The following is a 20,449-nucleotide window of genomic DNA, read 5'->3' on the forward strand; positions in this document are numbered from 1 at the left end:
TAAGATAAGAAATAAGGATTTTTAGGCTTATTTCTTCTGATTTTAGGGCGTGTTTATCTTATTCACTCGTCAGATTTTCACTGGAGTTTGTCGCTTAGACTATGTTAATTATAAAACGAAATACATAACTGGAGTGTTATTTAATGGCTGTCTCTTCTTCTACCTTTGATACTGTTTTAGATCGATCGAATACCAGCAGTGATAAATGGTCTAAATACCCTGATACGGTTCTCCCAATGTGGGTAGCTGATATGGATTTTGATTCACCTGAATGTATAAAATCTTCATTAAATCAAAGGGTTAGTAAAGGGGTTTATGGCTATACCCACACACCTAAGGCGCTAGAGAGCGCCATACAGTCACACCTTTTGCATCGTTATAATTGGCAAATTTCTGCGTCACACTTGGTGCATTTACCGGGATTGGTTTGTGCTCTGCATCTTAGTGTTCAAACTTTCTCTAAAGAGGGTGAGGGGGTCGTTGTCCCTGGACCTGTTTACTATCATTTAACCAAGGCACCACAGTGGTCTGGTCGAGATTTGTTACATGTCGATATGTGTTCTCAAGATGGCCGTTGGCTACCTGATATGGCGCAGCTTGAGGCCGCTTGTGCGAATCCTAACAGTAAAATGATTTTGCTATGTAATCCGCATAATCCAGGTGGGACTGTCTATACAAAAGCGGAGTTGTTGAGCATTCATGCATTGGCTGAAAAATATGATTTGCTGATTGTCAGTGATGAAATTCACTGTGATTTGATTTTGGATGATTTGCCGCATGTGCCTCTTGCTAGTCTAAACAAAGACGCTGCAAACCGAACAATTACCTTAATGGCACCAAGTAAAACATTTAACATTGCAGGGTTAGGTTATGCCTTTGCCGTTATAGAAAACACAGAATTACGCCAAGCCTTTAATAAAGAAAGAGCTGGCTTGATTCCATCACCCAATATGCTTGGTTTAACGGCCGCTACGGCCGCTTATGAAGAGGGTCAAGAGTGGCATAACGCTTTGCTCATGTATTTAAAAGGAAATCGGGATTTATTGGCTCAAAGGCTCGCTGCTACGCCATTAAAAATGCTGCATTTGGAAGCGACATATTTGGCTTGGATTGATGTTTCTGCTCTGGCGTTGGACGATCCGCATCAATTTTTTGTTGATGCGGGTGTGGGTGTTTCAAATGGTAAAGATTTTGGTAATCCGAACTATGTTCGCCTAAACTTTGGGTGTCCCCAATCTATTCTGAACCAAGCGATAACTCGTATTGAAGAAGCTCTAATTGTGCATGGATTTATGTAATTTATTATATTTTTCAAATGGTTAAGTTTTCATGGTTGAGGTCCTTTTTATTTTTTTAATATAAAGAGAGGCTTTTATGTTGAACTTAGCATCGTGTGATTTTGTAAGACAATATGTCCAGCATAGTTCTCCCGCAATGCGGGCAGATCTACTGGAAATCATTGATATGATGGAGCTAATTGCACCGGATGCGGAGTTAGTCAGTGGTATAGAGATTCCGTATTTTCAGCAAAACTCAAGTTGGCTTTATGGTGTGGCAGCACGATCTGATCATTTATGTGTGTATTTCTCTGATTTGAGTGTTTTACACCCTTTTATTGATCGGTTGCCACATGTTCAATTTGGTGATCATTGTTTTATTATTCATCGCTTAGATGAGGTAAATCTTAATGTATTGGCAGAGCTGTTTGGCCAAATAAAGGTGCATTTTTTATTAAGCCATCAGTATCCACCTGAGCCTATTCAGTGAGACTCGTCTTGGGGCGTAAATTTGATCTGTATCACCGTGTTCTTATCTAGGTTGTGTACTGAATGATAGATTTCACTGTACGGGTTGGCGTGTTTTTTCTTGTATTCAGCACATTGGTTTTGTGGCAGTGGTTGAGTCCAAGGGCGATGTTGTTACAGTGGCGGCAACGTTGGTGGCACAATATGTCTCTTTTTGCGCTCGGCGCGCTTTGTGTCCGAGTTATTCAGCCATTATTACTGTCTGTTATCGCTTTCTCCAGTTCGGAGTTTGGTCTCTTTTGGTGGTTAGATTTGCCTTTTTGGGCTGTATTCTTATTCAGTATTTTACTGTTGGATTGCCTTATTTATTGGCAACACCGTCTTTTTCATCGTATTCCTCTTTTGTGGCGAATTCATCGCGTCCATCATTCTGATCCAGAGTTAGATGTTAGCTCGGCTGTGCGCTTTCATCCGGTCGAAATTGTCTTGTCTCTCTTTTTTAAGGGGCTAGCCGTTTGGCTGCTGGGGGTTCCTGTGGCGGCCGTGTTGGCGTTTGATATTTTATTGAATGCATCAGCTATGTTTAATCACACCAATGTTAGATTGCCTGTTATTATCGAAACTTGGCTGAAGAAGTTACTGGTTACTCCCGATATGCATCGCATACATCATTCAAGAGTAAGTCTTGAAGCAAACAGTAATTTCGGCTTTTTTCTCAGTATTTGGGATGCACTTTTTAGAACGAAAAGAAATGACGCCTTAGAAGGAGATGAGCACTTAAAAATAGGACTGCCGGATACAAAAACGTATCAACCCACATCGTTAAAAGACGTATTGGTGATGCCTTTTACCGTTTTTAAAAAGCATCGTTAAAGACGAAAGATAAGAAGCAGTTAGGAATCCCTATGAGTTATCACGAAGTAAACTTTATAGAAATGCGTATTATTGGTTGTCTGATGGAAAAAGAGATAACCACGCCAGATCAATATCCTCTTAGTTTGAATGCACTTGTTAACGCTTGTAATCAAAAGTCCAATCGCGATCCTGTTACCCAATTGTCAGAGTTGGATGTTCAAGATGCCTTAGATGCTCTGGTGGCGCGTGGTTTAGTCACTGAAATTAATGCTTCCCATAGCCGAGTCAGTAAATATCAGCACAGATTTTGTAATACGGAGTTTTCAGACTTACAGCTATCTCCTGCAGAAACAGCGATTATTTGTTTGATGTTTGTTCGAGGCGCACAAACGCCAGGAGAAATTCGTTCACGTAGCGGTCGGCTGTATACTTTCCAATCTCGCGATGAAGTCGAGCAGGCTTTGCAGTCACTGCAGGAGAAAACGGGCGGCCCTTATGTTTGCCAGTTGCTAAAAGAACCTGGAAAGCGCGAGCAGCGCTATCAGGAATGTTTCTGTTCCGAGTCTGAGCGACCTGTCGTTTCCTTTTCTTCTGATACAAGCAAGGAATACACCCAACAACTTGAAGCCAAAGTTAAAGAATTGGAAGCACAAGTTGAGAAATTAAATGAACGTATTCATGAACTTGAAAATGTCAGTGGACTATAGTCTTCTTTAACGTCAAACTTAGCGAGATATTTGCACGACTGCTGTGCTTGCCAATACTTTGTTAAAAACAGACTCGAAATGTTCATTTATAACTCATAAATTCTGCTTTCTCGTCTATTTTTTGCCTCGTCTTGGTTTCACTTGTAACGTCGTGCAAAGGTCTGTTACGCGCGTTTTTAGTGTCGCTAAGTTTAACGCTAATGTGTTGTGGGCGTTAATGCTTTGATTAAGTCTATGGGGAGAATCCTATGAAGAAGGTACGCTGGGGTATTATTGGTACAGGTCAAATCGCGCATTTATTTGCCAGTGATTTTTGTCATGTCAAAGCGGGTGAACTTCGTGCGGTTGCTTCTCGTAATAAGGTGTCTGCGGATGCTTTTTCTGCTGAGTTTGATATTGAGTTAGCGTTTTTTGACTATTTTTCCTTAATAAATAGCAACGAGGTCGATGCTATTTATATCGCGACACCTCATGTGTATCACTACGATTTGACCAAGGCGTGTATTTTGGCAGGCAAAGCAGTTCTGTGTGAAAAGCCTTTTACTATTAACGAGTCGCAGTCTAAAGAGCTTTATGATTTAGCCTTAGAGCATAACGTCTTTGTTATGGAAGCCATGTGGACGCGCTTTAATCCTGTTATTGAGCAGGTGGTAGAGTGGGTTGAAGAAGGTGAAATAGGAACATTAAACAGTATTCAAGCAAGTTTTAATTTTATTGGACCGACCGATCCTAATCATCGTTTGATGAATCTTGAATTGGGTGGCGGTGCCTTGTTAGACATCGGTATTTATCCTGTCTTTTTGGCGCAGTTGTTCTTTGGTAAGCCTGACTTTGTGCAGAACCAAGCAGTAATTGGTGACACAGACGTAGATCTGTTCGAACAAATTTTACTAGGCTGGGAAAGCGGGCAACTTGCTTCATTGGATGCGTCTTTGATTTCATGCAACCCTAACCGTGCTACTTTGTCTGGTTCAGAAGGCTATATTGAAATTGACTCTGAATGGTTTAAAGCTAAGTCATGTCGTATTGTTGGTGCTGATAATTCAGAGCGAGCGATTGAGTTTGATTTCCCTGGGAATGGTTACCAATTTGAAGTGGATGAAGTAAATCGTTGCCTTGAAGAAGGTTTGCTGCAAAGCCCTAATCACAGTTGGAAAGACAGTTTAGAGTTGATTGCGACTTTGGATGAGATTCGTCAAGACATTGGTTTGTATTACCCTGGCGAGACAGCTGAGGGTCATCATCACCATGATGAAGAAGATCTGCATGAGCATCATCATGAGCATAGCCATCATAAACATTGATTTTAAAAACAAGTGCTAAATAAAAAAGGCTCTTTTCATCGCAGAAAAGAGCCTTTTTTGTGTCTACCTTATGAGCTAAGGGATGTCTTAGTTCAGGTGCTTGTTAAGCGTTGGTAGTAATACTTTGAATAAACGTGGCGCGGCACATAGTACATCGCCTTTTTCTAAACTTGGCGAGCCATCAAAACCAGCGAATAGGCAGCCTGCTTCTTTGGCGATAAATAGTGGGGCTTGCATTTCCCATTCTTGAAGTTTGATGCCCCAAGCAGCGTCAAGACGACCTGCTGCAACGTTAGCAAGCATCAGTGCTGGAGAGTCTTGCATAACGGCACGAGCACCTTGCTCTGCAATTTCTGCTAGCACAGCGAATTGGCCAGATAGAGAAGGCATAAGACGATCTGTTGCTGGGAATTGAGCTGCGACAGTTACGTTTTCTAGGGTGCGAGCTGTACTGCTGCGAATACGGGAATTGTTTAGATAAGCACCACGGCCTTTACTGGCGTAAAATTCGTCTTTGGTGTGAGGGTTTAGCACAAGAGCGTGCTCCACTTTACCGGCAACTAGGTAGCTCATAGTAATGACGTTGCCTGTTAGGCCTCGTGAAAACAGGTGCTGACCTTGAATCGCATCAATGATCCATTCTCCTTCTTCACCATTTTGTACAGTGCCTTGAAGGCGAGTCGTAATAGTGTCTGCAGGGTAGGCTTTTTCTAGATGGTAAACGATGCTGCGTTCAGCGCCAGAGCAAACAGTTTGATAAACCTGTTCAGCTGATTGGCCTTGTTCTTTGTCAAAAAGTAGTTTCTCTTGTGAGTGAACTATATATTCTGCAGCGGCACGAGCTGCTTTCAGTGCGACATTGATTCTAGGTTGCATAATTTACCGTCAATTATTTCGTCATTAAAATGCACATACCGTCGATAAGACAGACGATAGGTTGCCAAATAAAGTGTTAAAGAGCGGGCGGCTCCGTTTTATCTATTTACTCTGCAAAGAGGGTTGGTTTCTAAGTGAGTAGGCTAAACAAATTTCCTGTTAAAAAGAAAAGAGCGCGATAAAACCGAGTGCCTAAATAAGAGCGCGAATTCTATCTTAATCGTCTGCCTTTTACTAGGAAATATTTGTTCGAAAATTGATCGATTTGCGGCTTTACTATAAATATCTGTTAAGATACCTGCCATTGTCCTACTGCTATTATTGGTACCTCATAAAATGCAAAACAAAGTAAGAATCGTCCTTGTTAATACGTCGCACCCAGGCAATATTGGTGGCGCTGCTCGTGCAATGAAAAATATGGGGTTAGCAGATCTTTATCTTGTTGCACCGAAGCAATATCCTAGCGATGAAGCAGTAAGTCGAGCCTCAGGTGCAACCGATATTTTGGACAATGCGGTTGTCGTTGAAACCTTGGAAGAGGCCTTGGCAGATTGTCAGTTGGTTATCGGTACGAGTGCTCGTGAGCGAAATATTCCTTGGCCTCTGGTTGATCCAAGGCAGGCGGCTGATCTGGTGTATGACGAAGGATTGGTCACGGCGTTTGTGTTTGGTCGAGAAGACCGAGGTTTGACGAACGAAGAATTGCAACGTTGTAACTATCATGTGCATATTCCTTCAGTTGAGACCTTTAGTTCCTTGAACTTAGGTGCTGCCGTTCAGGTTATCGCTTATGAGCTGCGAATGAAGTCTTTATTGATGAAAGACGCGCCAGTAGTAACGAGCAAATGGGATGTTCCAGCCGCCAATGTAGAGCAGATCGATTATCTGCTTGAGCACCTAGAGAAAGTACTAGTACAGACTGAATTTCTTGATCCAGAAATGCCGATGCAGGTGATGACGCGCTTTCGTCGCATGTTCCAGCGTTCGCGATTGGATCAGCAGGAAGTGGGCATGCTAAGAGGGATGCTGACTTCTATGGAGAAGAAAATGAAGTCTTGACGACAGTGTTCGATAAGACTTTGAGACTTTTGTATAACTACTACGCTTGCCAATATTTTGTTAATAACAGAAGTCAGCGTGTTAAGTTTGAAACAAAAAAACGCTGACTTATTGCTAGGTCAGCGTTTTTTTTTGGCTAAGAGTCGGTCTTAAGCTTTGCGCTCTGGACGACCTTCTTCCTGCCAGTATGTGTGGAATTTCTGACCTGCTTCTGCATCCACTCGTTCATAAGTGTGGGCACCGAAGTAATCACGCTGTGCTTGAAGCAAGTTTGCAGGTAATACTTCAGAACGGTAACCGTCAAAGTAAGCCAAGGCAGAGAAGAAAGATGGCGTTGGAATACCTGATTGTGCCGCAAGAACAACCGCTTTACGAAGGCCTGCTTGTTTGCTTGCCATTGCATCGGCGAAATAATCACTTAGCAGTAGGTTTTCAAGTTCTGGATTTTCAGTAAATGCATCCGCGATTTTTTGTAGGAAAGAAGCTCGAATAATGCAGCCTCCACGCCAAATCTTAGCGATATCGCTGAAGTTAAATTTCCAATCGTATTCTTTTTCAGCGGCGCGCATTAGCTGGAAGCCTTGAGCGTAAGCGCAGATCTTCGCACAGTAAAGCGCATCTTCAATGGCTTTTTCGACTGCTTCTGCCTCAATCTCTCCGCTGTCTAGGTCAGCAACAAGCTTGCTTGCAGCAAGTTCGCGTTCACCTGTCAGTGTGCTTAGGGCGCGAGCATAAACGGATTCACTAATAATACCAGCAGGAACACCCATTTGAGTCGCGCTAATTGATGTCCAGCGACCTGTACCTTTTTGGCCTGCGCTGTCTAAAATCATATCAACGAGTGGCGCACCTGTTTTATGGTCGTATTGCTGAAGAATATCGGCTGAGATTTCAACAAGGTAACTGTTTAAAACGCCTTGATTCCATTTTTCAAACAATTTGCCGATTTCTTCTGGCTCGTAACCAAGCAAAGAACGAAGCAAATGGTAAGCTTCACAGATAAGTTGCATGTCGGCATATTCGATACCGTTATGAACCATTTTTACGTAGTGACCTGCACCATTTGGCCCAAGATACGCAGTGCAAGGCTCACCTTCAGTAACGGGCTTGCCAGGCGTGTTGCTAACGATAGGTTTGCCATTTTCGTCTACTTTGGCTGCAACCGCTTCCCACATTGGTTGTAGGTATTTCCAAGAGTCTGCATCACCGCCAGGCATAAGAGATGGACCGAAGCGAGCACCCACTTCACCACCGGAAACGGCTGTACCAAAGAATTTGAATTTTTCTTTGTATTCCGCTTCACGTCGGATAGTGTCTGTCCATTGGCTGTTACCACAATCTACCACGATGTCGTCTGCTTCTAGACCGGCTTCAATCAAGCTGTTGCAAACGGCGTCAACAGGGTTTCCTGCTGGAACGAGAACAACAATAACTCGAGGTTTGACAAGGTTTGATAGCATGTCTTCCATGCTTGAGCAGCCAATGATGCGTGCTTCTGTCGATGTATCTGGACGTTCCGCAGCTTCTGTATCAAGAACGTCTTGTACTTTATGTGTGTCAAGATCAAAACCTGCAACTCGGTAGCCATGGTCAGCTAAATTTAAGGCCAAGTTTTTACCCATGACACCCAGGCCGACAAATCCAATATTGCAGTTCTGATTTGTTTTTAACATAAATATCAATCAACCTTTTGAACAATTGGGGGGAAATCTAAGAAAGAATCTTACCACGAAGCGATATGATTCAGGACATATTAGAGGCAAGAAAAATTCAAAAAATTGTATTTTTTTGAAGTTTCTTAATAGAACCCCTACATTTTAGGTGGCTTTGTCGTTGATAGATATGCGCGTTGTTTGTGGATTATTGTAGGGGTGTAAGTCAGTAAGAAGGTTTCTGTTTAGTCGGTGGGTGACAAAAAAGAAAGAAAACTACATAAATTTAACGCTCAATAAGCGCTGCCTAGGCATAATTTGTTGGGGAATCTTGTGGTTTTTTGTATAAGTTTATAAATAACAATAACTTACATTATATCTGAAAATTTCAAAATGGTAATAAAATAACATATTGTTATAACAATATTTTTTTTTAGATTGTTTTGTTACTATGTTTTTCACCGAAAAAAACTTCGTATAACTGAGTGTTTTGTACGGCGCAATATTTGATGTTGTCGTATAGAGGCATTTTTTAACAGAGTGATCAGACAACCTTTATTGTTCAGAGGACTTAGCAAAATGAACTCCGCATTAGACGTAGCGACTATTCATACAAATTTAACCACGCCGCAGTTGGTGGAAAAGGCCCTGCAGAATGGCGAAGGGGTTCTTGCCGATAACGGTGCGCTTGTTGTTGAAACGGGTGCTCGTACAGGTCGTTCTCCTATGGATCGTTTTATTGTAGAAGAAGCGTCCAGCAAAGATAGTATCCACTGGGGACCTGTAAACCGTCCATTTCCTGAAGCGAAATTTGCTCCGCTGTGGGACCGAGTGACTGCGTATCTTGATGGTCAAGAGTCGTTTGTATCTAATATCCACGTTGGCGCGGGGGATGAATATTATCTTCCTGTCATTATGCGTACAGAAACCGCTTGGCATCAGTTGTTTGGTCGTAATCTATTTATTCGTCCTGATGTCTATAATCCATCTGACAAAGGTGAGTGGCAGATTCTTAATGCGCCAAACTTTGTTTGTGAGCCTGATCGCGATGGCACTAACTCAGATGGCTGCGTTATTTTAAATTTTGCTGAGCGTAAAGTGCTTATTGCGGGAATGCGTTACGCTGGTGAAATGAAAAAGGCTATGTTTTCTGTGCAGAATTATTTGTTGCCTGCTCATGATGTATTGCCTATGCACTGTGCTGCGAACGTTGGTCCAGAAGAAGATGTGACACTGTTCTTTGGTTTGTCTGGAACGGGTAAAACCACTTTGTCTGCGGATCCTGAGCGCTTTTTGATTGGTGATGATGAGCACGGTTGGGGTAAAGGTACTGTTTTCAATATTGAAGGCGGTTGCTACGCTAAAACGATTGACCTTTCTAAGAAGAATGAGCCGATCATTTGGGATGCGATTAAATTTGGTACAATTGTTGAAAACGTTGTACTAGATTCGAATACACGTGTAGCCGATTACGCAGATACTTCTTTGACGCAAAATGGTCGTGCAGGCTACCCTCGAGAACATATTGAGAAGCGCGCTGCAGGTAACCGTGCAGGTGAGCCAAATGCGATTATCTTTTTAACCTGTGATTTAACTGGTGTTCTTCCTCCTGTTTCCATTCTTACTAAAGAGGCGGCGGCTTATCATTTCTTAAGCGGTTACACCGCTTTGGTTGGTTCTACAGAAATGGGTGCTGGCACGGGAATTAAATCAACTTTCTCTACTTGTTTCGGCGCACCTTTCTTTCCTCGCTCTGCTGATGTTTATGCGGATCTTTTGATTAAGCGTATCGAAGAGTTTGGTAGTAAGGTTTATCTAGTGAATACTGGTTGGACTGGTGGTGCTCACGGTCAAGGTGGTAAGCGCTTTAGTATCCCAACGACTCGTGCGGTTATTTCTGCGATTCAATCTGGCGTATTGGCTGATGCAGAAACTGAGCATTTGGCAGATGTTAATCTAGACGTTCCAACTCAAGTTCCGGGCGTCGATAGTGTTTTGTTGAATCCTCGTAAAACATGGGCTGATCAGTCTGCGTATGAAGCGCAAGCGAAAAATTTGATCTCTCAGTTTGTTGAGAACTTTAAGAAATTTGAAACCGTTTCTGATGCTATCGTGAAGGCTGGCCCATCACTTTAAGTTAGTTTATTCGCGTTTCTAAATAAGCCGTGCATAGAGCACGGCTTTTTTGTTTTTGTCGGTTTTATAAAATAGTGCTTTATTCTTTAAATCATGTAATCTTTTATGTATGTATATAGACAGTCATTGCCATTTTGATTTTGATGTATTTGATGGTCAGCGCGACGCTTTAATGTCGCGTTGCCTAGCAAGTGGGGTTGGTGGTTTTTTAGTACCGGCAACGACTCATGCTAGCTGGTCTAAATTGGCCTCACTTATTGTGCATTACCCTGAATGGCGAGCAGCATATGGTCTACATCCCTATTTTTTGCGAGATGCCAAATTGTCTCAGATTGATCTGCTTGGTGAGCAATGTGATGCCGGTAGAGTGGTTGGTGTTGGGGAAATAGGTTTGGACTGCTGGCCTGATGCCGTTGATATGGCAGTGCAGATCGACTTCTTTTCTCGACAACTAAGTGTGGCTAAATCTTTGCAATTACCTGTTATCGTGCACGCTAGGAAAAGTTATGATTTAGTTCTTAAATGTATTAAGAATGTGCGGTTTCAAAATGGCGGTGTGATTCATGCCTTTAACGGCAGTATTGAACAAGCGAAGCGGTTTTTAGATTTTGGTTTTGTGCTGGGGATTGGCGGTACAATTACGTATCCTAGAGCAAAGAAAGCTCACCGTGTTTTGGCGGCTTTAGACAGTAAAGCATTTGTACTTGAGACTGATTCACCTGATATGCCTCTTAAGGGATTTCAAGGGGAAATAAATACACCACTTTCTATTCCCATAATTGCACAGTGCGCGGCAACGATAAGAACAGAAAATGTTGAGCAGATCGCGATACAGACATGTGATAACCTACTTAGAGTTTTTCCTAAGTGGAACGAGGGTTCGTTGTGAATACTACACCTGATATTAATGCCCCTATTCGTATTCTCCTGTTGGGGAGTAGCACGGAAGTGGGGTCGTCATTATTAAGTTTATCAAAAGAAAGAAGTGAATTTTTATGGCTATGCCCAGACGAGTCATTGTTGCTGGATGTTGCTAGAAGGGAAGAACTTGATGCAATGCAATTTGACGTTGTTATTGATGCATTAAGTTTGCGTTATGCGTTGCAGGGTAGTGATGAGAAGTTGCAGGCGGCTTTACGTTATTTCAATGAGCGAGCAAGTGCACCATTGATAATGATTAGTAGTGCTAGAGTGTTTTCAGGTAACAAAGATGCAGCTTACGCTGAAACAGATGAGCCTGACGGTACGGAGCCTTACGCCCAAGCCTTGATCGCGGCAGAGTCTATAGTATTAAGCAATCCTGATAATATTGTCCTGCGAACTGGTTGGCTTTTTAGTGGTCAAGGTGATGATTTTGTATGTAGAACGCTTGGTTTGATTCAGGATGGCGTTAATCTTGCTTACAAAGATGATCTCATTGGTAGTCCGACGCCTGTGTCAGATTTGGTTCGTGTTATTCTATCTATGGTGAGTCAGGGTCATTACGGTGCGCAAAATAAAGGTGTTTACCATTATTGCTGTGCGGAAGAAATTAGTTGGATTCGTTTGGTTGAGGCGATTCTTGCGACTTCTGGGCAGTTTGATCCTAAAGCGCAAGTTGAAGTTGAAGCGATTGGTGATTCGTTTCCGGAAGTTCAGGAATCTTCTGCGATGCAGCGTCAGTCGTTATCTTGTCGAAAAGTGTTTAACCACTTTGGGATAAAGCAGCGACCATGGCGATCAAAATTACGAAATCTAGTGAAGGAATTATACAAAACCAGTTAACAGCGTGTGAGCTGAGACTAACAAGTTAAGGGGCTGATGTGTACAAGGTAAATAAAAGAGCGGTTGTGTTGGTGTTTATCCTTCAGATTATACTTGGGGGTGTTTGGTATGTGTCTGCACCTTCTTCATTTTTAGACCGCCTTACACGCACTATTGAGCCAAATCAGCTCGATATCGGTTTGATATTCGCCTTTGTTGCTTCTTCCTTTGTTTACTTGATGTTCACTGCTTGGTTGTTAAGTCGAGTGAAAGGCTTTTCTGGGGCAGGGCGTTTTTTCTTGGTGATAGGTTTGTGGCTGTTTGTGGTTCTGCCTAACAGCGCTTTCCTCTGTTTCTATTTAGGTTTTGGCATTTCTGATATGTTGTATTTCTTGTCCTATGGGGCGGTAAATAGCGCCATAGCAGCAATCATATTGCCATTATGGCGCTCGTCACGTTCAATATTTAAGGACTAAATCGCTCTTAGTATAGGCTGCTTTCTGGCCAAACTAGCCACAAGCAAAATCCACTCACTAAAAGGCTGATTACACCTTGAATAAAAATCACGCCGATGCTCTGTTTATTGGTCAACTCTGAACTGAATCTTACTGCAATTGGTGTAACAAACACGCTTGCTGTAATGAGTAAAATGACACTAAGAGGAATGTCTGCAAGCACGTGGCTCTGCGTGATTAATCCTCCTAACAGTAATGACGCTGGGATACAGCTAAACACTTGTGTGACTTTTGTTAGATAGCTAACAATCACATAAGCAAAAAGAGCCGCTCCTAATGCACCTAATAATTGCCCAATTAGCAAGCTTCCACCAATAGAAATGACTGGTGCGGCTGCGCCTGCCACAATCATGAGTCCTACTGTTGGTAAAAGAACAGACAGTTTGCGTTCAGCCTTGTCATTGCCTAATTCCAACTCTTTCGGTTGCACTTGCAGTAGGTGATAAACTAGGGTGACGATCGCACTTGCCGCAGCCCAACTTAGACTGAGAAGTAATCCCGTATGTTTAAGGACTGGGTTTAGTAGTAAGTAAAAGGATAAGCCAAATAGCACTAGCCCTAGGATGTTGCGTGGTATCGTCTGTCGAATATTGGTAAAGCAAAGTACAGACACTGTTCCGATTAATGCTGTGATGCTGTAATAGTCGATGGCTTGGGCCGGCGGGAAACTCAAGCCTGAGTGAATCAGGCTGAGTCCGGCAATAAAGCCACCAATGTAACCAAGGTAAGACGATGCACGTAGTAATTTAGCTGCAATAACGCTGATTATTAGTGCGGCGAGAAAAGGGTAAACTGCCGTATGTAATAACATAAGCACCGATGAGTTGCTGGCTTCTTCGTACATGATCGTTCTGCTTCCTTAATGAGTTACAGTTACTGGCGAATGCCTTCGATAAACACTTCAATTTCTGTTTGATCTGTTACGCCTGGAATGAAGTAAGTAATGCCAAAGTCACTGCGTTGGATTACCGCTTTTGCTTCAAAACCGGCACGGTAGCCACCCCATGGGTCTTTGCCTTCGCCAATTTGGTTAACGTCAAAGCTCACCGGCTTAGTTACACCGTGTAGAGTCAAATCACCTGTTAATGTCTTGCCATCAAATTGTGTGCTTTTGAAGGTTAAAGTAGGGAATTGTTTTACATCTAGAAAGTCAGGGCTACGTAGGTGTTTATCACGTGCTTCATGGTTAGTGTCAACGCTAGCTGTCTTGATTGTAAGGGTTGCGCTTCCTGATGATTTATCTTCAGCGTATGAAAAGTTGCCTTCAAATTCATTGAAGCGACCTGGTGTTGTGCTTACACCTAGGTGCCCAACTTTGAAAGTGACCGCAGAATGAGCTGGGTCAATCTTATAATCGGCCGCCATAGTGATACTTGAAGCTAATACTAATGCACTGATAGTGATCATTTTCATTGTTTAGTTCCTCTATTTGATTCAATGATGCGTGTAGTGTAATTTGTTTTTTTTAATAAATAATCGGCCTAAAATAGAATTCAATATTTCTTAATAAGAAATGATTCTGGTGGAACTTTTGTGCGGAGAGCAGAATGAATGGATAAACTTCAGGGTATGAAGGTGTTTTGCCGAGTTTTCGAGGCGGAAAGTTTTAAATTGGCTAGTGATTCTCTTGGAATATCCAGGCCTATGGTGACCCGCTATATTAACTCTATAGAGGAAGAGCTTGGTACTAAGCTTTTACAGCGTAACACTCGGAATATTAGTATTACTGATGCTGGGCGCAAATATTATCAGCATTGCATTGCCATCATGGAGGCAATTGAAGAGGCTGAAGGTGAAATTGGTGAATTGACTAAAAAACCTAAAGGCCTACTTAAAGTGAGTGTACCGATGGATTTTGGGTTAACGCATCTTGTGCCTTTATTGAATGAATTTAGTCAGATGTACCCGCAAATTGAACTGGATGTTGATTTCAGTGACAAGCGTGTTGATATGACGGAATCGGGTGTGGACATCGCGATCCGTGGTGGCTATTTGGGCGGTGATCAGTTTGTTGCAAGGCCGCTTTGTTATTCGAAAGGGTTTGTGTGTGCGTCGCCTGAATATGTTGCTGCTTATGGCCCGCTTAATGAGATCGCCGATTTAGAAAAGCACTCTTGCCTAATATATCGTAATGCTCCAACACCAAATAGATGGACATTAATGAATGAGAGCGGTGAATCTCAAACAGTGTCTGTGTCAGGTGGTTTTTCGGCAAATAATGGCAGTGCTTTGACGCGCTTTGCAGTGGCTGGTTTGGGGATTATTTATCAGCCAGACTTTTTGGTATCCAAGTACATTGAGTCAGGTGAACTGATTAATCTATTGCCGCATTGTAAAGGGTATGAGATAGGGTTTTATGCTATTTATCCGCAAAGGAAGCTTATGTCTAGAAAGACGCGTTTGCTTTTGGATTTTTTACAAGAAAAACTGGCCAACATTCAGTTTTAGCTTCATGTTGACCAGTTGTTTTATCACCGAGGTATTATTTTAGGTCGCCAAATTCATTTTCTATATTGAGGCTTACTGGCATTTCGTACCCAGGTAAGCGAATTTCTTGATCTGTGATGTGAAGTTCTTCACCACCTAGAACATTAAATCCAAACTTATAAATAGGCAGAACTTCACCGCGAATACTTGATTGGTTGTATTCTTCAGCCGCCGCTGCAACGTCTACGTTTTTAGCTTCGTAGGCGCTGATGTCTTCTGCGCTGTAGCGCTTCTTCAACATTTTCATGGTTTGTTGAGGGGATAGAAGAACGGCTGTTGCGTTGTTGCCACCAAAACCTTTTGAGTTAAGTAAAGCGGCATCAAAATAGTCCTTTCCATAAACTTCATGTTTAAGTTGGAACTTTAAGCCGTCTCGGTAAACATCATCAGCAATAGCGTGGGATGTTGTTATACCAGGAAGAATGCCGTCTTTCCAAACACCTAAAGATAGATGAAGTTGATCGCCGCCAGCTGTGCCTTGAGAGTGTCCTAGAAACGCTTTCATAGCGATAACGGGCATTTCTGTTGCACCAAAGCTGACTGCTGCTTTGCTCAGAACGTGAGATTCAGTGATCCGGTTTTGTGGTGTGCTTGTACCGTGAGCTTGAATGAAGGTGCGTTGTGTTAAACCCTCATTACCTATTATGTTTTGTAGGTAAGCCATGGCTTTGCTCATGGTTAAATAGTTACCAATACCCGGCGCTGAAATGGATTTTTTGTGCCCATCTGCATATGAGAAAACAGCAGGGATAGCGCCAAATATTTCTGCGCCTAGCTCTATCGCTAATTCGTCATCCATCAGGAGCGTCCACTGACTGGATTCTCCGATGGTGAAACCACAGTTTTGTGCGAATGGGCGACAGCTACGAGTATGGTCTGGCTCTTCTTGATTGGTTATTTGGTCCAGAGCAAGTAGGGCTGTATCTTCAGCGAGTGCGCCCATGGTTCTGAAGCCTTCAATGATCTCTGGTGTAATTGGTGCATCACTACCGCCCACCATAGCCACTCTGAATTTACCAGATTTGATGCCTTCAATGGCTTTTTCTAAATTGAAGAAATAGGTTGCGCAGGCACCGATGGCAGTACCTACATTGCCTACGCTGCCAAGGATGTAGGCGTTAACAAAATCAGCGGGCATTTGCGCGTAGCCAAGTGGCAGATGTTTTGATGTTGTACGCTTGCCCATTAAGGCGGATTTAAGCATGCCGCCAAAGCCGAGATCGTCCATTTGACCAATAGAGTTGGCTGCATAGACGGCCATTTGGTCTGGGGAGACCTTGCTGCGAATGACTTCCCAATCGATGCCACTGCTTTTAATAGCATCCGAGGCGCCATAAACCGTCATTTGTAGCCCGCGAGGATGGTTTCGACTTTGGTACAATTTTGATGGATCAAAGCCAGTTGGTAATTGTCCTGCCGCTTTTACAGAAAGTGGGCGAGCGTCTTTAATAAAAGTTTCTAAATTGCCATCAACCGTTACTTTACTTAGCGTGCTGGATAGTTCAACTACATGCCAATTCGTTGGGCGCTCATTGGGCAAAGAGCGAGTTTTTATCGTGAAGCTTAGTTTTTCATCGTCTTGGTTTGATTGTAGTGTCGTTGACTTGTGAAGAATGACATGGTCAACATCAAATAAACTTGGGTGAATACGACGAATTAAAGTACGAGCAAGAAGTGACTCACCAATGCTATCAACCAATGCGGCAGCGTCTAGTGCTTCGCCGCCGTCTGTATACCACAGACCATTTTTATGTTCGGCCATATTGGTGATGGTGGCAAGATCGAGTAAAACATCCTGCTGAATTGAACTTGGCAAGAGGTCAAAGACAATGCGGCGATATGCTTGATGTGAAGAGGTACGACCAGCCGAATTGATTCCGCCAAAGCCAACAATAACAGGTAAACGGGCCAATTGAATTTCCTCGTTTTATGAGTGGGTAAATTATTACGGTATTGTAATGAAGGGGGTGGCGCTTAGCCACCCCGCATTAAGGTAATTTCGCAACAATACGCCGAAATTTAGGAAAATTGCGAATTGCCTGAACAGTTACTGCGGCTCTTGATTTGGCTGAACACGGTTGTAGCGCCAAAGTTTATTATAATTAATGAGGCCTTCGATTTCCTCTACATAGGCTTGGCCGCGTTGTGAGTAGAACTCTAGTCCATGAACGAGCGCAAGGCCTGTGATTATTTCTTTATCCTGTCTTAGTTCCTCGCGCGCAGCTCGAAGTGTTCTATACGCTGCGTTGGTGTTTAAGTTGTCTATGTAAGCAAAAACAGATTCGCGGGCATCATTGAATTTTCGTACTTCGTGATCGGCGTCTTCGTCTCGAGATCCAGGGACTAAACCACAACCTTTTCTAAAGCACCATTGGCCAAAAAAGTTATTTCCTTCTGTGGCAAAGCGTGAGGTTCCCCAAGCGGATTCATTCGCGGCTTGTGCTAAGACTAACGATACAGGAATAATGTCGACCCTTCTTAATAAGGCTTTTAAGTCATCTTTTGTGTAGTTGTCTAACTTGCTCATTTTGTGGTCTTCGCGAAGGGTAGAAATCCACTTTTTGTTTTTAGATGAGAGCTTTTTGTTGCTGTTTAATAGACCCGTTATACGTTCACGGTCTTTGAGTATGAGCGTGTTTTTTTCATTAACAAAGGGGGTTAGGAATTCAAAAAAGGCTTGTTTGCGCTCTTTAACGTCTGTAATGGCTGCGAAATCAGGCGTTTTTTGAGAAATAGGGTGAGACTTGAAGTAGCTTTTTTCGTTTGCAGTGGCTTCCCCAGATTCTTCGTTTAGGGCTGTGGCGCTGTCATTTGTGGTGTCTTCTTCAGTGCTTTGAAATGGACCTGCTTTTATCCACAATATGAACAGCAGTGCAAACGAAATAATCCAAAGTATTTTTTTGTTCATAAATAACCACAAGTCCTAAGCATTTATATTTGGGGCGATGTCCACGTTAGCGGCTACCGACCCAAATAAATTGGATAAAAAGTGAGCCTATTATCCTTAAAAATAGACCACTTTAATAGACTTTAGCTTAGGCTTCTTTAATTTACCTTAATTCCTTTGCTTGTTGTAAAGCGACTATAGGAAAAGGTTGGTTGGTCCAACAGGAACAACTTGCGTTGGATTAATGTTTTTATGGCTAAAGTAGTAATGTCGTTTTATGTGCTGCATATTGATTGTGCTGGCGATATTGGGTGTTTCATAGAGGCGTTTTAAGTACGCATTTAAATTTGGATAGTCCAAAACTCGCTTTAAGTTGCACTTGAAGTGCCCAAAATACACTGCATCAAAGCGAATGAGTGTTGTGAAAAGCCGCCAGTCGGCTTCGGTTTGTTCCTCTCCAAGCAGGTAGGTATTGGTCGACAGTTTTTCTTCTAAGAAATCCAGTGTATCAAATAAAGGCTGTAATGCTTCTTCGTAAGCATCTTGAGTGGTGGCAAACCCACATTTATAAACGCCATTATTCAAGGTATTGTAAATACGTTCATTAATTTCATCTATTTCTAGGGCTTGGCTTGCTGGGTAAAAGTCGAGTTTGTTGTTAGTTATCTCATTGAAAGCGCTATTAAATATGCGAATTATCTCAGACGACTCGTTAGACACGATGGTGCTGGTTTCTTTATCCCATAAAATAGGCACGGTGACTCTGCCACTGTAATTGGAGTCGGCTTTAGTATAAAGCTGATGCGCATAGTTAAACTGGTGTAACGGGTCGCCAATAGCAATATTTGGATCGCTAAATGCTGAGTCTTCTTTAAATTCCCAACCGTTCTCGAGCATGTCTGGATGAACACAGCTGATACTAATTAGGTCTTCTAGTTGTTTTAATTTGATGAAAATTAACGCACGATGCGCCCAAGGACATGCTAAAGAAACGTATAAGTGATAGCGTCCGGCTTGTGCTGGGAAATGCTTTGCATTGTCTGCATCATACTCACTGGCTGGATAGATCCAGTTTCTGAAAGCAGACTCGCTGCGCACGAATTTACCTTGGTTTGATTTTGTGTCGTACCATTGGTCGACCCATTGTCCGTCTACTAGTAATCCCATCTTATTTTTCCTCAATTTATAATTCACACTATTATTAATGAAATTGGATCGTTTTCGGGGCAATATATTGATCGTATTTAATCGAATGATTCGATGGGTTTGATGTTTTATGTCTGAACGGTTAGGTTCATTGTTAGTGCCATGCTGTATTTTGCTCGTGAGTGTTTACGCGAGTTTGTATGTTGGTATGCTGCCTCCTTTGTGGTTTGGTATTTTGCCACTGCTCCCTCTTATTTTAGCAGGCGTCGCTATTTTATTAGCTTGGCACTTTAATAAAGGTCGAGTCTTGATCTTAGTCTTGTTGCTACTGATTCCCAAATTGTATGGTGATTCAGACCAACAGGCATCATTGACGGCGTATCTAGTCGTGTCTTGTTTTTGCATTTCTTTGTTGGGATTTATTCCAGAGAGAGGGTTTTTTAACCATTTTGCTGTAAATCGTATTCTTTTTATCTTTATGTTGGTGGGGTGGTGTTATGCCATCGAGCGCGGCTGGATTTCATTTTCTTTTTTAGATTACCGCTTTTTTAGCAGTAGCTTTACCTGGTCAACGGTATTGCTTTGGAGTGTTTTGTTGTTGAGCGCAGGTACGACAGGCGTTGCTTGGTGGTTTAGCGGAGATGCGTTTAAAGCTAGCGGTTTAGTGAGTATCGTTAGCTTGTTGGTAATCAGTTATTTTGTGTCTTCAGATACGCAGTTTGATGCGTTGCTATCGGCTCAGTTTCTTTTATGGATTTGGTTCTTATTGATGGAAAGTCATCGTATGGCTTATCTCGATGACCTGACAAAATTGCCTGGTCGGCGGTCTTTGAATGAGCAATTGGTGGGATTATCTAAGCAGTACGCTATTGCTATGGTGGATGTTGATCACTTTAAAAAATTCAATGATACCTATGGACACGACATGGGAGACAAGGTGCTGAAAAACGTCGCCTCTCAATTGAAGTTGTTTGCTCACCCAGGGCGTGCTTTTCGATACGGCGGTGAAGAGTTTACGGTGGTCTTTCGTAGTAAGCATCTTGATGAAGCTGAGTCATCATTAGAAACCATTCGAGAGAGTATAGAAAAGGCGTTTGTTACGGTATTCGATCCTAAGAAAAAGCAGGAAGTAGATATAAACGTGACGGTCAGTATTGGTGTCGCATTTGCGGTATCCGGGGAGTCTACCGATGCAGTCTTAAAAAGAGCGGATGATGCTCTATATCAATCCAAGAAGAAGGGACGAAATCGTCTTACCAGGGCGCCTCAACCTAAAAATAGCTAATTTATTTAAATTATTTGATCGATCGGTCAACTTTTTTCTTCTGAGCTATTGC

The 20,449-nt window shown here is 42.5% G+C and carries 19 protein-coding genes; 12 read left to right on the plus strand and 7 right to left on the minus strand.

The window, feature by feature from the left end:
* Positions 1-143: 143 nt before the first annotated feature.
* The 5 genes from C1X04_RS04250 (at position 144) to C1X04_RS04270 (ending at position 4,611) form a co-directional block, all read left to right on the plus strand.
* A complete protein-coding gene (locus C1X04_RS04250) occupies positions 144-1,298 on the plus strand; it encodes a MalY/PatB family protein (protein WP_137169252.1) in 1,155 nt (384 codons plus the stop codon).
* A 76-nt stretch (positions 1,299-1,374) separates the two neighbouring features.
* Complete coding sequence (locus C1X04_RS04255) at positions 1,375-1,767, plus strand: DUF1801 domain-containing protein (protein WP_137169253.1); 393 nt, start codon at positions 1,375-1,377, stop codon at positions 1,765-1,767.
* A gap of 62 nt (positions 1,768-1,829) precedes the next feature.
* Positions 1,830-2,618: a sterol desaturase family protein gene (locus C1X04_RS04260; RefSeq protein ID WP_137169254.1), complete on the plus strand. Its 789-nt coding sequence runs from the start codon at positions 1,830-1,832 to the stop codon at positions 2,616-2,618.
* A 32-nt stretch (positions 2,619-2,650) separates the two neighbouring features.
* A complete protein-coding gene (locus C1X04_RS04265; RefSeq protein WP_137169255.1) occupies positions 2,651-3,307 on the plus strand; it encodes a YceH family protein in 657 nt (218 codons plus the stop codon).
* A 248-nt stretch (positions 3,308-3,555) separates the two neighbouring features.
* A complete protein-coding gene (locus C1X04_RS04270; protein WP_110575400.1) occupies positions 3,556-4,611 on the plus strand; it encodes a Gfo/Idh/MocA family protein in 1,056 nt (351 codons plus the stop codon).
* 87 nt (positions 4,612-4,698) lie between these two features.
* Here the strand turns inward: C1X04_RS04270 and C1X04_RS04275 are convergent, their stop codons facing one another.
* Positions 4,699-5,487 (minus strand): inositol monophosphatase family protein, encoded by a 789-nt coding sequence (locus C1X04_RS04275; protein ID WP_110575402.1) that lies wholly within the window; start codon positions 5,485-5,487, stop codon positions 4,699-4,701.
* A gap of 336 nt (positions 5,488-5,823) precedes the next feature.
* On the opposite strand from C1X04_RS04275, the gene C1X04_RS04280 reads away from it, so the two are divergent.
* Entirely contained in the window at positions 5,824-6,546 is a 723-nt protein-coding gene (locus tag C1X04_RS04280; protein WP_110575403.1) for an RNA methyltransferase, read from the plus strand.
* Positions 6,547-6,695: 149 nt separating this feature from the next.
* Here C1X04_RS04280 and gndA read toward each other — a convergent pair whose 3' ends face one another.
* Positions 6,696-8,219, minus strand: a complete 1,524-nt coding sequence (gene gndA, locus C1X04_RS04285; RefSeq protein ID WP_110575405.1) for an NADP-dependent phosphogluconate dehydrogenase — start codon at positions 8,217-8,219, stop codon at positions 6,696-6,698.
* Positions 8,220-8,777: 558 nt separating this feature from the next.
* Here gndA and C1X04_RS04290 point away from each other — a divergent pair.
* From C1X04_RS04290 to C1X04_RS04305, 4 genes are all read left to right on the plus strand, one after another.
* Complete coding sequence (locus C1X04_RS04290) at positions 8,778-10,334, plus strand: phosphoenolpyruvate carboxykinase (protein ID WP_137169256.1); 1,557 nt, start codon at positions 8,778-8,780, stop codon at positions 10,332-10,334.
* A gap of 109 nt (positions 10,335-10,443) precedes the next feature.
* Positions 10,444-11,223 carry a TatD family hydrolase gene (locus C1X04_RS04295; RefSeq protein WP_137169257.1) on the plus strand — a complete coding sequence of 260 codons (780 nt, stop codon included), beginning with the start codon at positions 10,444-10,446 and terminating at the stop codon, positions 11,221-11,223.
* Positions 11,220-12,098, plus strand: a complete 879-nt coding sequence (locus tag C1X04_RS04300) for a sugar nucleotide-binding protein (RefSeq protein WP_110575412.1) — start codon at positions 11,220-11,222, stop codon at positions 12,096-12,098. The genes C1X04_RS04295 and C1X04_RS04300 overlap by 4 nt, the downstream gene beginning before the upstream one ends.
* A gap of 38 nt (positions 12,099-12,136) precedes the next feature.
* Entirely contained in the window at positions 12,137-12,553 is a 417-nt protein-coding gene (locus C1X04_RS04305) for a hypothetical protein (protein ID WP_110575414.1), read from the plus strand.
* A gap of 7 nt (positions 12,554-12,560) precedes the next feature.
* On the opposite strand, the gene C1X04_RS04310 is transcribed toward C1X04_RS04305, so the two are convergent.
* Positions 12,561-13,436 carry a hypothetical protein gene (locus tag C1X04_RS04310; protein WP_110575416.1) on the minus strand — a complete coding sequence of 292 codons (876 nt, stop codon included), beginning with the start codon at positions 13,434-13,436 and terminating at the stop codon, positions 12,561-12,563.
* 29 nt (positions 13,437-13,465) lie between these two features.
* Positions 13,466-14,005 (minus strand): YceI family protein, encoded by a 540-nt coding sequence (locus C1X04_RS04315; RefSeq protein WP_110575418.1) that lies wholly within the window; start codon positions 14,003-14,005, stop codon positions 13,466-13,468.
* A 138-nt stretch (positions 14,006-14,143) separates the two neighbouring features.
* Between C1X04_RS04315 and C1X04_RS04320 the strand changes: the two genes are divergently transcribed.
* A complete protein-coding gene (locus C1X04_RS04320; RefSeq protein WP_110575420.1) occupies positions 14,144-15,040 on the plus strand; it encodes a LysR family transcriptional regulator in 897 nt (298 codons plus the stop codon).
* Between the two features lie 34 nt (positions 15,041-15,074).
* Here C1X04_RS04320 and C1X04_RS04325 read toward each other — a convergent pair whose 3' ends face one another.
* The 3 genes from C1X04_RS04325 to C1X04_RS04335 all read right to left on the minus strand — a co-directional run bounded on the left by C1X04_RS04325 (position 15,075) and on the right by C1X04_RS04335 (position 19,133).
* Positions 15,075-16,991 (minus strand): beta-ketoacyl synthase, encoded by a 1,917-nt coding sequence (locus C1X04_RS04325; protein WP_110575422.1) that lies wholly within the window; start codon positions 16,989-16,991, stop codon positions 15,075-15,077.
* A gap of 135 nt (positions 16,992-17,126) precedes the next feature.
* Positions 17,127-17,987 (minus strand): glucosaminidase domain-containing protein, encoded by an 861-nt coding sequence (locus C1X04_RS04330; protein WP_110575424.1) that lies wholly within the window; start codon positions 17,985-17,987, stop codon positions 17,127-17,129.
* Between the two features lie 174 nt (positions 17,988-18,161).
* Positions 18,162-19,133: a glutathione S-transferase family protein gene (locus C1X04_RS04335; RefSeq protein ID WP_137169258.1), complete on the minus strand. Its 972-nt coding sequence runs from the start codon at positions 19,131-19,133 to the stop codon at positions 18,162-18,164.
* Positions 19,134-19,242: 109 nt separating this feature from the next.
* On the opposite strand from C1X04_RS04335, the gene C1X04_RS04340 reads away from it, so the two are divergent.
* On the plus strand, positions 19,243-20,397 hold the full coding sequence (locus tag C1X04_RS04340) for a GGDEF domain-containing protein (protein WP_137169259.1): 1,155 nt from the start codon (positions 19,243-19,245) through the stop codon (positions 20,395-20,397).
* Positions 20,398-20,449: the final 52 nt, after the last annotated feature.

The sequence above is a fragment of the Marinomonas sp. FW-1 genome, assembly GCF_005222245.1.
Classification (GTDB): Bacteria; Pseudomonadota; Gammaproteobacteria; order Pseudomonadales; family Marinomonadaceae; genus Marinomonas; species Marinomonas alcarazii.